A 14,992-nucleotide genomic window follows, 5' to 3' on the forward strand; every position below is an offset into this window, starting at 1 on the left:
ATGCCATTTGTTAATGCTGGGAATAAATGAAGTAACACGGCTTAACCGGGGATTGCGCGTGGAAGAGAAGAAACTCTACGTAGCCGATATAGACTCCGTGATAGACGGTTCCCTGCTGAGGCTTATCCAGCGCGGCGAAGTGGCTGGTAGGATAATTATCCACAAGGCTATCGTAGAATTCCTATATTCTGAGGCTAGAAGAGGCCTATCTCATGGATTCACTGGTCTAAGCGAGCTCTCTAGGCTCTTAGCACAGGCTACCGATACGGTAGAAGTGATGGTTGTGGACGATGAAACTAGGTACCCGAGGGAATTGACGATAGATTCCGTGAAGAAGATTGTCAGGGACTACGCGTGGAAGTCGGGAGCGGTGCTCGTGACTAGTGATAGAATACAGGTGAGTGCAGCAAAAGCTATGGGAACCCCCGTGCTCTTTGCAGCCGACACGGGGAGGAGGAGGCTTAGGATAGAGGACTACTTCACAGACAAGACCATGAGCGTTCACTTGAAAGAAGGAGCCCCTCCGCTAGCTAAGATAGGCAGGCCCGGTAAATGGGCGTTCGTAGCGATCTCCAGCGAGCCGATGACACGCAAGGATATAGAGGAAATAGCTAGGGAGGTGGTCGAGGCCGCATCCCGGATGGAAGACGGGTTCGTAGAGATAGATAGGCCCGGATCGACCATAGTACAGTTACACGACTATAGAATAGTCATAACGAGGCCCCCGCTAAGCGAGGGCTGGGAAATAACCGCTGTTAGGCCAATAGCCAAGCTCAGCCTCGACGACTATAACATCCCGGAGAAACTGCTTAATAGGCTCATAGAACGAGCCGAGGGAATATTGATAGCGGGAGCCCCCGGAATGGGTAAGACCACGTTCGCCCAAGCGCTAGCCGAGTTCTACGCTAGTAAGGGTAAAATAGTGAAGACCATAGAATCGCCTAGAGACATGCGGTTACCCCCGACGGTGACCCAGTACTCTAAGAACTATGCAGACCTGGGAGAGCTACATGATATACTCCTCCTATCCAGGCCCGATTATACCTTCTACGACGAATTAAGGAGCGATGAGGACTTCCAGCTGTACGTCGACCTAAGGCTAGCCGGGATTGGAATGGTCGGGGTAGTCCACGCTACAACGCCGATAGACGCTGTACAAAGGTTCATACGAAGGGTGGAACTAGGCATGATCCCGAGTATAATAGACACTGTGATATTCATCAACGAAGGCCAAGTGGAGAAGGTATACGAGCTCTCAATGACGGTAAAGCTGCCTACAGGCCTCAGGGAGGCAGAACTCTCCAGGCCAGTGGTCGAGGTGAAAGACTTCCTCACAGGAGAGCTTGAGTACGAGATATACACCTTCGGAGAGCAGACTATGGTGGTCCCGGTAAAGGAGAAGGGGAAGAAGCAGGCAGAGTCCCTGGAAAAGCACATCCTGAAGATGTTGCCTGACGCTGCGGTCGAGATACGAGACAGGGTCATCCTAGTAAGGGTGCCACGCTACAGTCCAAAGCTCACCGCCAGGAGAATCAAGAGGCTGAGGAAGCTGGCTGAGAAGGCTGGATACGAGCTTAGAATTATACCCTTTTAGAGGCCTTAGCCGGTGAACTCCGTTAACCTCCTATGTCTAGGAAACATGAGTTCATCGAAGACCTCCAGGCGAAGGCCATCTTCGGGGACGGCGATCTTAGCGCTACCACCTGGGGTAAGTGGTAAGTCCTCTAGCCTGTGAATCCGCCACTCCACCGATCCAGGCAGCCTAACCGCTACAAGGGCTATCGCACCCGCCCTTACAGCGAACTCCCTCAAACCCTTGACCTGGCGGGCTGGCACGTATACAGGCTTTCCACGACGGCCCTTCTTGGCTTCAATAACCAGTACGACTCCCTTCTTCACCGCGACTAGGTCCGGCTGGTATCTCCTCTTAGTTCCCGAACCACTTGAGGGACCCCGTACGACTGCATAGCCCATGTCCCAGAGTATGTTTGCCAGCTCGTTTTCTAGGCGCGACGCTATGGCTTTTCCAAATCTACTACCCATCCTCTACTACCAGTCTAGGGGCTGAGATCCACTGGTATATCGATATATCCTAGTCTAACTATAAAAGGTGTAACTGGGGGAATGATCACCGAGGTGCCTGGCTTGCTGGAGAGATTCTTCACCCTATTGCAGGCTGCCGGCGTGCCCGAGGTCTCTTCCTCGATAATAGAGCTACTGGTAGTTCTATTCATACTCCTGATATTCCTATCCATGAGCATAAAAGTCGTTAAGGAGTATGAGAGGGCTGTCATATTCAGGCTTGGCAGGCTTCTAGGGGCAAAGGGGCCTGGCTTATTCTTCATAATACCCTTTGTAGACAACTTCATAAAAGTCGACCTTAGGATCGTGACGGCAGACGTGCCAGAGCAGAGGACTATAACCAAGGATAACGTCACGGTCGGAGTCGACGCCGTCGTCTACTACAAAGTGTTCGACCCAGTCAAAGCCGTGACCAAGATAGAAAACTACCACTACGGAGTCCTCATGCTGGCCCAGACAACCCTGAGAGACGTGATAGGCCAGGTGGAACTAGACGACCTACTCACGAAGAGAGAGGAGATAAATAAGAAGCTCCAAGAGATCCTCGACATCCTAACAGACCCGTGGGGCATAAAGGTAACAGCTGTGACGCTAAAAGAAGTCAAGCTACCAGAAACGATGCTAAGAGCCATGGCAAAACAGGCCGAGGCAGAGAGGTGGAGAAGGGCCAGGATAATCGAGGCCGAGGGAGAGAGGCAAGCGGCGAAGATAATGGCGGAAGCCGCCGAATTCTACGAGAAGCACCCTGCCGCGCTGAGGCTCAGAGAGCTGCAGACCCTGGTCGAGATAGCTAAGGAGAAGAACCTGATAGTAGTCAGTTCCGGGGCAGGGCTTCAGACTACGATGAGTGAGATGATTGGCGTGGCCTCCGCCGTGGAGAAGCAGAAGAGCAAAAGGGAGTAGACGCTATGACGCGCCAATACTCTAGGCTGGTAATCACTGTTTTTTTCATGGCGCTCCTAGCGGCGTCTATCATAGTTGCTAGCGCAGAATCCGGGAACACAACCGCGACTACTATGAAGAGCGAAAAGATAGACCTGGGCAGGAAGTACTGTGGGAACGTGGAGAAGAAGTATGGAATACTTCCAAGGGGGTCGAAATACGATAGGATAGTAGGCCCTAAAACCATCTACATAGACGTCACTGGCGTGATCGATACCGCAATGATGGACTACGTGAACTCGGCTATAAGAACCGCCGAGCGGGAAAACGCGGTCCTGGTCTTAAGGCTAAACACTCCTGGTGGTTACCTAGACGCGGCGCTGAACATTGTAACCAATATAAGTAGAGCTAGGGTCCCTGTTATAGGATACGTCACGGATCGATGGGCTGAAAGCGCGGGCACACTGATACTTGTGTCGACACATATAGCTGCTATGCAGCCAGGGACGATTATAGGGTCCCTCCAGCCTGTAGCGTATAATCCCTCGACGGGAGGCTATGAGCCTATAAACGAGTCGAAGATAATAAATCCGATAATCAAAGTACTCTGTGAGCATGGTGCGACTAGGGGTAGAAACGCGACCGCCCTTGTAAGATTCGTCTTAAAAAACGATAATTACGGGGCCGAGGAGGCTCTACGCTATCATATAATCGACCTCGTTGCTGGGAGCCTTAGCGATTTGATTAGTAAGGTGAACGGGAGTGTTGTAGCCCTCCCCTCGGGAGATAGGGTTCTGATATCACTCGACGGATCTATAGAGAGGGTCCCTCCGGGCCCCAGGGTGACACTCCTGCACACGCTCTCCGACCCCCTGCTCTCAGGCCTTCTAGTGTCTCTAGGCATGCTGATCGTCCTCTTCGGGCTGGCATCGGGGCATTATGCCTCGGCGGCTATAGGGGCGCTGCTCTTGATAATGGGCCTGGTGGGGACCGGGTTTAACCCGAATACCGCTAGCCTAGTCCTGCTTGGACTAGGAGCGCTACTACTGTTGATAGAGTTCTATACGCCTGGATTCGGGATAATCGGCGGGACTGGCATAGCAATGATAGTCCTTGGCATAGCCCTGTTGCCCCTCAGTAGCACGGGCTTCGCTATTTCTCCCGAATACGCTAGCTCTCTCATAAAAGCCGTGTACGCGATCGGGGCGAGTTTCGCTGTAATAACCGCCTTCACCGTGTATAAGATCTTGCAGGTTAGAAGGAGGAAGCCGATAGTCTGGAGTATAATAGGGGAGACCGGGAAGGCTATAGACAGGATAACCCCGGAGGAACCGGGCTTCGTGCTCGTGGATGGAGAGTACTGGAAGGCTGTATCGAGAGACCAAGTCATAGAGCCGGGAGACACTGTAAGGGTTATAGCTAAAGATGGCCCTCTGCTTATTGTCGAGAAGGCCGAGAGCTCTCAGAGGCGTGCTTCAACTCTATAAGCAGGTCGTGTATATCGTCCATCCAGTCCCGGATCCTGGCTATTCTACCCTTATACCTTATATCCCTGGAGAAAGAGTAGAGTTCTCGCTCAAGCATCTCAAGCCTAACCATAATGTCATCAATTATATCCCTGGCCTCTCTTTCGGCCTTCAACACGCGGCCCCCCAGCCTCCTAGCCCTCTTCTTCACGCGACGAGAGCGTCTCCAACGCAACGGTGTATAGTATGCTCTGTATCTTGGACTCCCGCTCTAAGAGCCTAGTATATGTTTCGGCCGGAGACTCAAGCGGCGTCAGGACCCTACTGTATTGCCGGAACGCGGTTACGAATGCAAGGGCCTCTAGGTTCGTGTACTCGTATTGAAGCGCGTAGAGCGGCGCAACCATGGATTCCAATGTGAAGACTCCTCTTGTCCCCACGAACTCCTCGGCCTCGGGCAACGTCCATTTCATCCTAGCCGAGTCCAATGTAACTGTTAACCCGTAAATCCACTCCAGATCGGGGAAGCGGACCATTGATACAGACCTAGCCCTGGAGTATAGGGCCTGCGCTGCCAAGAGAGGCAGGCCGCTGGGCGCGATCCTCCTTGAAACGGAATCACGCGGAACCGCACCAAGCGCTATTAAAACCGAGCCAGGCGTTACCCTTCTGGAGAGCCTATATCCCCTGCCTATCAGTATAACCCTCCTAGCGCCGAGGAGGTATAGCTCGGCCACGACCTCGGCTATAGCCTGTGGATATGAAGGCGTATATACTAGTGCAAGGCGGGTGTCGCCATAGCTCCCCACCACTGACCGGACCCCACTATAGCCCTCCCTCTCCGACGATACCGCCTCTAGGCTCTTCTTCACATTATCGTACACGCTCTTATTATCAATCAGGATCGCCGATTGGAACGAATAGGTAGAGTAAAGGCCTGTTACCGCGCCCATGCCGACCGAGGCCAAGTCTCTAACCCTCGCCAACCACCGTTACCAACTGCTTGTTAGAGGCTAATACACTATACACTACATAAACGGAGGGCCTCCCTCATTAGTGCGAACCGGAATCCGCTGGAAATAGCGTCTTTTACTATACGAGCTAGCATGCGCCTAGCATGGTTGCCTGTTCCGAGCCATATATCGGGCCTATATATCGGTCTTCTCCTTATCCTGACGAACTCCCATGGATGATAGAATAGTGAATAAAAGTCCCTCTTCCCCGGCAGTGTCGCCCTTATAGCTAGGGGCCCGGGTAAGCGTATCGTGCTACTTGTAGACGTCACTGGGACTCGTAGGAGTCTACCACTATACCAGAAGGGCTCCGTTACCCTCCCCGACTTATAGGATGCGATGCTTGAATCTACCCTAACACCCTCCTCTACGAGCACGTGTAGAAGTTGCTCTGGTAGCTGGAGGTTAGGAGCTCTAAAGCTATGTATTTCACTGTAACTCGATAGTATCCTTATGCTCTCCCGGATATGCCTCGCCGCCTCTCTCAGGGGAAGCTTATCCAGTCTAGAATGGTCCAGCCCGTGGCTACCAATCTCGTGTCCCTCATCAACTATATCGTTAACGAGTTCCTCGAACCAGCTTAAAGCCCTTACCAAGCCGGCAGTCACGAAGAATGTAGCCTTAACCCCGGTCTCGCGTAGGAAGTCTAGAATCCAGGGTAGGCCCTCCCTAATACCGAGATTGCTCTGAGACTGGTATGGTGGAGCGTCCGGCTCTACGTCGAATGTAAGGAATACCACCCTTCTCAGCTTGCAACCCCTCATAGCACTCCCGCCTGTATTCACACCATTCACCGGGTTTTACCGGATCCATTCTAACTAGCCTATAGAGTCTATAGAGGAGGAATCTCTTCTCCCTGGAGCACTTCTCCAGGGCACTCCTGTACACCTCTAAATACCTTGGATACACGTTATTACAGTCGTATCTCTCAGAGGCCAATAGTGATCTCCGGGAGAACATAAGGCGGAGATCGTCGTCCAGGCTAAGAATGCGGGCCTTCTCTATAAACTCGGTCTCCGTAGAGGCTAGGAACCCGTTAAAACCGTCAGTTACAAGATCCTCAACGCCAGTACCGCTAAAGCCAACCACAGGTAGCCCCAGCGCCATAGCCTCTAGGCTTGCTAGCGAGAAGGCCTCCCTACGCCCCGTGGCTAGGAAAAGATCCGAACCAGCCATATACCCTCCAACCATGCGGCGGTCGACCGGGCCGACGAGAACCGCTCTACGCAACCCCTTCCTCTCAACGTACTCTTTTATCTCACGCTCCAGAGACCCCCCACCAACTATATAGAGCGAGGCCGAAGGCTTCTCCTTTACAACACCCTCATAAGCCTTTAGGGCTAGGAAGGGATTCTTCCTAGGTATAAGCCTCGCTACGTATAGAAGCACAGGGTCTCCTTCCAGCTCTAGCGCCTCAACACTCCTCCACCCCCTTATATCCATGCAATTGGGTGTTACACGGACCTTCCTCGCAGGGACTATCTCTTCCAGGTCCCTGCCAGCGGCTTTCGATACCGCTGTTAGCTCGTCGGCCCTGTAAACACCGTATTTGAGGAGGATGCTATGCCAAACCCTAAGTTCGCTGCTAATGAGGCTATGGTGTGTCAGCACCGTTGGTATACCTAGTATTCCCTTGCCGACATGCACCGCCATGTTCGCGAATGGAGATAAAACACTGTGGCCATGGACTAGATCGACACCGTTGTACTTTAGGAACTTGTAGAGGAGTTTAGCTGCTTTAGGGGATATAGTATAATCGTCACCCCTTAGGGGGAGCTTGAACCTAACGACCGGTATACCATCGTCGTATGAAACCAAGGGAGGGTCCCTTAATACCCTGTTCTGGTGAGTTACTACGATTGGATCATGTCCATGATCCCTTAGCGTCTTGGCTAGATTATAGATAGCCGTCTCGACGCCTCCTCTTCTAGGCATATACCAGTCCGATACTAGTGCTATCCTCAGCGTCTCCAACTACTATCTTCCTCTCCCTCGCGATCCTAGAGGCCTCCCTGAATAATTTAATCCCGCCCCTCAGGAGTACAAGGATCACTCCGAGTAGACTAGCTAATACTGTGGAGATAAGTCTCTCGCCCAAGACTATGAGGCCAGCTTTATTCAGCGGCACGCCCATGGCCGCAAGGATCGATACAAGGCCGCCTTCAACGAATCCTATACCTCCAGGCGTGGGCCCCATTCCAAATAACAGATAACCCAACGAGAGGACCGCGGCGTTGCCTAACGATAAATGGACTCCTAGACTCGACGCGATGAGGTAGAATCTGGCGATGTCTTGCAGCCATATGGCTATACCTATAGAGGACGCCGTGAGTGTTAGGCTCCAATCCCGGAGTAGGAACCTCACGTCCCCTCCTAGTCTTCTCTTGACAGAGGATATCTTATCCCGGATCATAGTCGGCATGTGTGCTAATCCCACTATAGCGGGCAGGCTCGCCGCTAGGGTAGATAATCTATCCGTGCCCGAGAATAATGCTAGCACAAGAACAGTCGCGACCCCCGGGATCTCCGTGACTCTCTCGTAGATTATGGTGATAAATGACCTCTCTACGGGCACGTCTTCCGTGGCCCTTAGCCAGCCCGCTCTGAAACCCTCCCCGCCGAATTTGAGGCTCGGTGTTATGTTGTTGAATAGTATGCCTCCCATTATCGCTGTATAGACGTTTAGGAAAGTGACTCTGCTTCCCAGCCTCTTTAGGGAAAGGTACCATCTTAGAGCCCAGAGCAGCGTACTGGCTACGTATATGATCACCGCTAGCATGTATGTTGCTACTCCACTGCCAACAGCACTACCAAAAATCCTTATATTATATATTACATTAGTTGTATTGATGCTCACCTGAGACACCGCTCTATAGACATCAGCTCCTCCAAGGCCTATTAGACCAGGTGCCAGGGGGTCAAGCTTTAATTTCTTCATATACCCCCCTCCTCTACTGCTGGGGGTTAATAAGGGGGGATTACTCATGGAGATGCAATACGCGAGATATGAGGAGGCAAAAGTCATAGGAAAACACGTATACGGTAACCTCATAAACTGCAATAACGTGGAAGCCCTACGCGACCCCCATACATTAGAGGAGATCGTCAGGAAATCAGCGGAAGCCGGCAACATGACAATCCTAGACATCAAGTCGTGGAAAATAGGGGAAGGCGTGAGCGTAGTCGCCGTTATCTTAGAGAGCCACATAACGATACATACATGGCCCGAGTACAGGTTCGCAACAGTCGATGTATACAGCTGCGGTAGCCACACGGACCCCGAGACAGCATTCGAATACATAGTAGACGTGTTAAAGCCGGAAAAGGTAGAGAGCGGCTTCACCGATAGGAGCCTGGAATAGGAAACGCCCCCGGGGGAGGCTATAGTCTCCCGGGGGATTGTCGCCACTACAGGAGCCGCAGCCTCAAGCCAACCCGATATTTTTACCCACACGCCATCACCCTAGCATGCCAGCCGGTAGACGTTATATCCACGATACGACATCCTGTATACTACTCGATGAGGACGAATTGAGTAGACCCGCACACATTCGAGAGGGATACGAGTACGCAGTAGATATACTCAAAAGACTCATCTCCATCCCAAGCGTATCTCCACGCGGCGAACATTATGGCGAAATCGCGTCACTCCTCGAAGAAGAACTGTCAAGAATCGCGGATCATGTGACTACAATCAAGGTTCCGGGAGAATACCAGGAGAGACACTGCACCGGAGCCGGTAAGAATCCCCGCTACATAGTTCTTGCAAGGATCAACGGATCCTCCAATAAAACTCTTCATTTTAATGGGCACTATGACGTAGTCCCCGGTGGACAGGGATGGAGAGTCACCAGCCCGTTCAACCCGGTCATAGTCAACGGGAAACTGTATGGAAGAGGAGCTATAGATATGAAGGGAGGCATCGCAGCCGTCCTAGGTGCCGTTAAAGCATTGCAGGCATCAAACGGTAAAGCATTTCACAACGTTGAGATAGCACTAGTCCCCGATGAGGAAATCGGTGGCGACTGTGGCACCAAGTACCTAGTGGACGAGGTCCTAAAAGAAAAACTCCCAGACTACGTAATTATCCCCGAGCCAAGCGGGCTCCAACACCCATGGAACGGTCATAAGGGCCTCCTATGGACGCGCCTAACAGTCATAGGCAAAAACGCCCACGGAAGCACCCCGTGGAGGGGGAAGAACGCCTTCCTACTCGCATCCCAGCTGGCTATAGACTTACAGAAAACTTATACACCCATCCTATCGACCAGGAAAAGCAGGTACAAGACGATACCCGAAGAGTCCATGTACCCCACGGTCATGATAGGAGGCGAGGCCGGCGTAAAAGGCGGGGGTAAGACTAACCAGGTGCCGGGAGAATTCTATTTCACCCTAGATAGAAGACTGATACCTGAAGAGAAGGTTAGCGATGTCAAAGCCGAGATAGAGGCTATCACCAGGTGGTTGTCCACGCTCCACGGCCTAGAGTATAGAATCGAATACATTAGTGAAATGGAGCCTGCCATAAACGAGCCTAAAGAATTGTATAACGCTCTAAAGACAGCTGCGCAGAGAGTCGGAGTGAGCCTCGGAGAGCCTGTAGTTTGCCCCGGAGGACTCGATCTACGGTACTATACTATGAAGGGGATAGAGACTCTGGCCTATGGACCCAGCGGGGAGACGGCTCACGCGCCGGACGAGTTCATCGATCTACGCGAACTAGAGAAGCTCGTTGGAATCTACTATTATCTAATAGTGGATGGATCGCTGTGGAGCTAGACGACTGCAACCTTAAGCACCGAGACGATCAGGATCGCCAGGAGACCCATCCCGAGGGCTCTGAGTATAGAGTGAAGGGGGTTCTCGCCGCTCACCCTTGAAAGGTACCAGCCCAAAACACCCATCGACGCAAGCCCTACACCGAGAGAGGCGAGGTAAGCCGGGTATGGCAGGACTAGGCCCATGCTAGCCAGTATAAGCGGGAGGGCTATAAGAGAGGGAAATATCAGAGCTCCAAAACCGCTCCATAGGGCTACATATAATGGTATAAGCCTAGCTGCCTTCCAATGAATACTCCCTTTAAGAGTATGGGCCAGTTTGCGTTCGAGATCCTTGTACTCCTTGAGCCTCTCAGCCCTCTCAGACAGGTAGACTCCCAGCATGGCGCTTATAGCGCCCATGGCTACGCCGCCGCCTATGATCCCCATGGCTAGTAGCTTCATATTGGCTTCTGGCCCGTATCCTCCTACGCTCACTCCCAGTGCCGCCACTATGCTATCTATGCTGTTGGTTATGAACATCCTCCTCGCTATCGATTTAACGTCGCTGTAGATTCTGGTCACGGTTCTTAGATCCTGTATAAGCCCTTTCAACTTCAACCTGGTCGATCTCACCCCCTGACACCGGGGCCGTGGCTCTCTAGATTACCGGTCTAAGAAATAATATGGGGTTGGCGTTTTGGTTATTTGACGCGTCTTCTCTGTTGTTTTTTAACTTTGGCTGGCAGAGGCCTTCCATATACTATCTCCCGGCTCCCATTCATTAGATCGTAGATCCTTAGCTTCCCGTTAACAGGCTTGATCAGTAGCTTCTCTACTATTATCTTAGTCCCACATACTGGGCATCGGTAGTATCTTGTAATCCTCCTGCCAGTAGAGTTTTTCTCGGCCTCCATCATGTATACCATTGGGACCTTGCATTTCGGGCAGAGCACCGATTCTTTCCCGTTCTTTGGCTCCATCTCCCTTGCCACCTCTCTTCACTGTTGCCGGATCTTCCCTGTCCCCAAGTCAGCCTTCTAGCGTGGTCTCTGGGGCCTTACTACCTCTACTTAGAATACTAATACCCAGACCTTTATTATGTGTTGGGTTAAACAGACTCCTTTAGTAGGAGGTACTAGTATTACGTGAAGGCAGGTAAGGGAGGTGTATAATGCTTGAAGATATGGGAGGTAGCGCGGGAGGCTGCAGCCAAGGTACTGCCGAACGCGCCCCTCGCAAGAATACGCGCTATCTTCAGAGATACAGAGGAAAGGATAATACCAGTAATAAAAGATGAAAAAACTAATAAATACTATGGCTTTTTAACACGAATCGAAGCAATCATACCAACAAGCACTAGAACGAATCTACGCGTCTCCGACGTCGCCCGCGAGTTCCCACAACTAAACGTTGACATGAGTATCGACGAGGCCTTCAAAACCATGGAGGAGTTCAAAGTAGACGCGGCACCCGTAGTCGACCGCGATGGCAAACTCGTCGGCGTAGTTACACTAAGAGATATACTAGCTGCTTTCCTATCCAGAGAGTTCAAGCCGCTAGCAGAAACAGTCGCCGAGGCGATGACTGTAAAGGACCTAGACGACTACATTGTCACCTCGGATACGCCGATTAACAAGGTATGGTCGAAGTTCGTGTTCAAAGGCATACCCGGCGTTGTAGTGGTGAGGAGTAAGGAGGAGCCTGTCCCTATCGGTGTTATAACGCCCTTCGACTTGATTAGGAAGGGTAGATGGAGGTTCCACAGAGAGATTAGAGCCGGGAAGATAGTAACCCCGGCCAAGGTTAGGAGGATCATGACCAGGGGAGTAGTCGTAGCCACGCCCGACACACCAATCGAGCAGGCAGCCAAGGTCATGGCGGATAATGACTTCTCCATAATACCGGTGGTAGACGAGGAGGGGAAGATAGTCGGTATACTAACTCAGGCCGATGTAGTAAAGGTGTACATAGAAGGTGCAAAGCCCGGTAGAGTGCCTCGCAAGCCTCTACCACTACCGAAACCCGTTGCACCCGAAGAGAAGGTCTACTATAGGAGTGAGCAGAGCTTGATCCAGGAGGCTGTAACAAAGGCGCCCAAGGGAGTATACAAGGAGTTGGGAGTAGTAGCCGGCGACATAGCCAGGGAAGAGCTTCCATCCATAACTATAAACGATACCGTCGAGCACGCGAGGAAAGAAATGCTCAGGAGGAAGACAGACTATCTCTTGGTCGTAGACGAAGCTGGGAGGATAGTTGGAGTCGTCTCCAAGTGGAACATGTTGAAGGCCATCGCGCTGAAGGGACCGATATGGCGTAGGAGGATCTACGACAAGTTCTTCATAGACTTTGTCATGACAAAGGTGGTCCCACGGGTCAAAGCCAATGAGCCTGTTGAGAATGTCGCCCTGAAGATGTTGTCTAACAACGCGGAGGTCGCAATAGTAGAAGACGATGATGGAAACATAGTTGGATTCATTACAAAGGACGACTTGATAGAGGCCTATGCGAAGCACCAGGTAGGCAAGCTCTACGTAGAGAATGTAATGGTTCCCATAAAAACCGCGAGAGTACATCCACACCATAGCCTAGCGCATGCCATCAACAAAATGACTACATTCATGCTCGACGCGCTAGTAGTCTCAGAAGGAGACAGAGTCTACGGTGTAATAAGCTCTAACAGACTCCCATTCATGGCATACGAAGACTCACTCATAGCAAGGAAGAGTAGGCGGCTAATATGGGTCAGGAGGCTCATAAAAGCTGGACCCAAGAAGGCCAGGTACGTCAAGGTCATGCCGCTAATGGCCGCAGACGTTATGGTCCCAGTCAAGACACGGCTAACGCCAAAGGACACGGTGCTAAAGGCCATACAGGCGTTCAAAGAGGAAAACGTGGACGGGCTTCCTGTAGTAGACGAGGAAGGTCGGCTAGTAGGAATGGTGTCAAAGAACACGATCCTGAGAGAGATGGCACGCCACGCAAGAGTAGAAGCACTACCCGCGCCGACCATGGAGGAGAGGAGAGAAGCCCCGAAGCAAGGCTAAAAATAACACCTCTACCCGGGAACCCTCTACCCGGCTATGAAGATGGTGGAGCGACGCGGACCCAGTCCGGGATGAAGACCGACTTTCCTCAGAGCCCTCCAAACCTCACTCCAACTTCCAAATAGCCCGATACTCATAGACCTACCCCCCTCAGAGATGCCAAAGCGTGCTGAGGCTTCCAGAGCCCGAATACCGATCGATCTCGACTACGCTACCCGGATGGTTAGCCGTGCACAGAATAGTTCGTTGCGTGGAGAACTCATGTGTAGGTAGCTTTCATTGGATTGGTGGGCCCGGGGGGATTTGAACCCCCGACCACCCGGTTATGAGCCGGGCGCTCTACCTGGCTGAGCTACGGGCCCAGGTGCCAAGCGCCCGTCCCGTCATGGGTATTACTACGGGATGGGGATTTATCTTCTACGCTTTCCCATGGAGGTACTCTATTTGCTCGGGGGTAAGCTTATCTATATCAATGCCCATCGTCTCTAGTTTCAGCCTCGCGACCAGCTCATCCTGGTCCCTAGATACATTATAGACCCTCCTCTCAAGCCTCGACGCGTTTTCCTTCAGGTACAATAGCGAGAGTGCTTGATTCGCGAAGCTCATGTCCATGACCTCGCTCGGGTGGCCCTCGGCAGCGACTAGATTGACGAGCCTGCCCTCGGCCAACAGGTAAAGCCTCCTACCATCAGCTAGTCTATACTCGGTGACATACCTCCTAAGATCTCGCTTAGACACCGCCACCTCCTCCAGCTCCCTCACATTTATCTCGACGTTGAAGTGGCCCGCATTGGCTAATACCGCGCCATCCCTCATCTTGAGGAAATGCCCTCGCCTAATCACGTCCCTGTTACTCGTGGCTGTGACGAAGATCTCACCTATCTCTGCCGCCTTATCCATGGGCATGACCTCGAATCCATCCATGACGGCTTCTAACGCCCTGATGGGATCGACCTCTGTCACAATGACCCTTGCACCCATTCCCTTGAGCCTCATTGCTATGCCACGGCCAACCCATCCATAGCCTGCAACTACCGCCTTCCTTCCCGCTAGCAATATGTTGGTGGCCCGGAGGATCCCGTCTATCGTGCTCTGCCCGGTACCATACCTGTTATCGAAGAGATACTTTGTCATCGCATTATTCACGGCTATAATCGGGTATAGGAGCTTACCCTCCCTCTCAAGGGCCCTCTCCCTCAACACCCCAGTAGTTGTCTCTTCCGTGCCCCCGAGGACCCCCTCAGCCACATCCCTCCTCTTCTCGTGTAGATAGACATGTAGATCTCCCCCGTCATCCACTGCCAGGTGAGGACGTACTCCCGCGACCTTGTCGATAGCCCAGAAGTACTCCTCCGTCGACATGCCCCTCCACGCGAACACGTTTATCCCGTCCTCGACAAGCGCCGCCGCGACATCGTCCTGCGTGGACAAGGGGTTGCTCGCAGCTAGGTAAACCTCTGCCCCCCAGGCCTTTAGGGTACGCGCTAGGACCGCTGTCTCCTTGGTCACATGCAGTACCATCGACACCTTATAGCCCGACAGAGGCCTCTCTCCCTCGTACCTTCTCCTCAACTCTACTACAACCGGCATATGGGCCTCTGCCCACTCGATCTTCCTCCAACCCTCACCAGACAATGAGGGGTCACGAATCCTATACTCCACCACGCTACGACACCTTCAGATACGCTGATACCCGGGATTAATCAAAATAAATAACACGCTGGCTAGGCACTCGATGAGCCCGG

General features: G+C 52.2%; 15 protein-coding genes and 1 tRNA gene. 6 read left to right on the forward strand and 10 right to left on the reverse strand.

Annotation, left to right across the window (positions count from 1 at the left end):
- Positions 1-13: 13 nt before the first annotated feature.
- Positions 14-1,594, forward strand: coding sequence for a PINc/VapC family ATPase (locus tag F7C38_03405; protein MCE4600594.1), 1,581 nt, complete (start codon positions 14-16; stop codon positions 1,592-1,594).
- A 5-nt stretch (positions 1,595-1,599) separates the two neighbouring features.
- Here F7C38_03405 and F7C38_03410 read toward each other — a convergent pair whose 3' ends face one another.
- On the reverse strand, positions 1,600-2,043 hold the full coding sequence (locus F7C38_03410) for a Holliday junction resolvase (GenBank protein MCE4600595.1): 444 nt from the start codon (positions 2,041-2,043) through the stop codon (positions 1,600-1,602).
- Between the two features lie 210 nt (positions 2,044-2,253).
- Here F7C38_03410 and F7C38_03415 point away from each other — a divergent pair, with 210 nt between their 5' ends.
- Together F7C38_03415 and F7C38_03420 are read left to right on the forward strand one after the other, a co-directional pair.
- Entirely contained in the window at positions 2,254-2,985 is a 732-nt protein-coding gene (locus F7C38_03415) for a slipin family protein (protein MCE4600596.1), read from the forward strand.
- A 5-nt stretch (positions 2,986-2,990) separates the two neighbouring features.
- Entirely contained in the window at positions 2,991-4,451 is a 1,461-nt protein-coding gene (locus tag F7C38_03420; protein MCE4600597.1) for a nodulation protein NfeD, read from the forward strand.
- On the opposite strand, the gene F7C38_03425 is transcribed toward F7C38_03420, so the two are convergent.
- Genes F7C38_03425 through F7C38_03445 form a run of 5 tightly spaced genes read right to left on the reverse strand, consistent with a single transcriptional unit; the run spans position 4,402 to position 8,300 of the window.
- Positions 4,402-4,641: a hypothetical protein gene (locus F7C38_03425; GenBank protein MCE4600598.1), complete on the reverse strand. Its 240-nt coding sequence runs from the start codon at positions 4,639-4,641 to the stop codon at positions 4,402-4,404. The two genes, F7C38_03420 and F7C38_03425, sit on opposite strands and share 50 nt — an antisense overlap.
- Positions 4,625-5,416 carry a hypothetical protein gene (locus F7C38_03430; protein ID MCE4600599.1) on the reverse strand — a complete coding sequence of 264 codons (792 nt, stop codon included), beginning with the start codon at positions 5,414-5,416 and terminating at the stop codon, positions 4,625-4,627. Before F7C38_03430 ends, F7C38_03425 begins: the two co-directional genes overlap by 17 nt.
- 35 nt (positions 5,417-5,451) lie before the next feature.
- The gene (locus F7C38_03435) at positions 5,452-6,207 is read right to left on the reverse strand and encodes a polysaccharide deacetylase family protein (protein ID MCE4600600.1); all 756 of its coding nucleotides are present in this window, start codon (positions 6,205-6,207) and stop codon (positions 5,452-5,454) included.
- A complete protein-coding gene (locus F7C38_03440; GenBank protein MCE4600601.1) occupies positions 6,113-7,417 on the reverse strand; it encodes a glycosyltransferase family 4 protein in 1,305 nt (434 codons plus the stop codon). Before F7C38_03440 ends, F7C38_03435 begins: the two co-directional genes overlap by 95 nt.
- Positions 7,371-8,300, reverse strand: coding sequence for a flippase-like domain-containing protein (locus F7C38_03445; GenBank protein MCE4600602.1), 930 nt, complete (start codon positions 8,298-8,300; stop codon positions 7,371-7,373). The genes F7C38_03440 and F7C38_03445 overlap by 47 nt, the downstream gene beginning before the upstream one ends.
- Before the next feature lie 127 nt (positions 8,301-8,427).
- Here F7C38_03445 and speD point away from each other — a divergent pair, with 127 nt between their 5' ends.
- Positions 8,428-8,805 carry an adenosylmethionine decarboxylase gene (gene speD / locus F7C38_03450; GenBank protein ID MCE4600603.1) on the forward strand — a complete coding sequence of 126 codons (378 nt, stop codon included), beginning with the start codon at positions 8,428-8,430 and terminating at the stop codon, positions 8,803-8,805.
- 169 nt (positions 8,806-8,974) lie between these two features.
- The gene (locus F7C38_03455; GenBank protein MCE4600604.1) at positions 8,975-10,222 is read left to right on the forward strand and encodes a M20 family metallopeptidase; all 1,248 of its coding nucleotides are present in this window, start codon (positions 8,975-8,977) and stop codon (positions 10,220-10,222) included.
- Here F7C38_03455 and F7C38_03460 read toward each other — a convergent pair.
- Positions 10,219-10,836, reverse strand: a complete 618-nt coding sequence (locus F7C38_03460; GenBank protein MCE4600605.1) for a hypothetical protein — start codon at positions 10,834-10,836, stop codon at positions 10,219-10,221. The two genes, F7C38_03455 and F7C38_03460, sit on opposite strands and share 4 nt — an antisense overlap.
- A 68-nt stretch (positions 10,837-10,904) precedes the next feature.
- The gene (locus tag F7C38_03465) at positions 10,905-11,183 is read right to left on the reverse strand and encodes a hypothetical protein (GenBank protein ID MCE4600606.1); all 279 of its coding nucleotides are present in this window, start codon (positions 11,181-11,183) and stop codon (positions 10,905-10,907) included.
- A gap of 195 nt (positions 11,184-11,378) precedes the next feature.
- Between F7C38_03465 and F7C38_03470 the strand changes: the two genes are divergently transcribed.
- Positions 11,379-13,247, forward strand: a complete 1,869-nt coding sequence (locus F7C38_03470) for a CBS domain-containing protein (GenBank protein MCE4600607.1) — start codon at positions 11,379-11,381, stop codon at positions 13,245-13,247.
- Positions 13,248-13,532: 285 nt separating this feature from the next.
- On the opposite strand, the gene F7C38_03475 is transcribed toward F7C38_03470, so the two are convergent.
- Together F7C38_03475 and ahcY are read right to left on the reverse strand one after the other, a co-directional pair.
- Positions 13,533-13,609: transfer RNA gene (locus F7C38_03475), tRNA-Ile, on the reverse strand.
- A gap of 55 nt (positions 13,610-13,664) precedes the next feature.
- On the reverse strand, positions 13,665-14,909 hold the full coding sequence (gene ahcY / locus F7C38_03480; protein MCE4600608.1) for an adenosylhomocysteinase: 1,245 nt from the start codon (positions 14,907-14,909) through the stop codon (positions 13,665-13,667).
- Positions 14,910-14,992 lie beyond the last annotated feature (83 nt).

The organism is Candidatus Thermodiscus eudorianus, from assembly GCA_015521085.1.
Taxonomy (GTDB): domain Archaea; phylum Thermoproteota; class Thermoprotei_A; order Sulfolobales; family Acidilobaceae; genus Thermodiscus; species Thermodiscus eudorianus.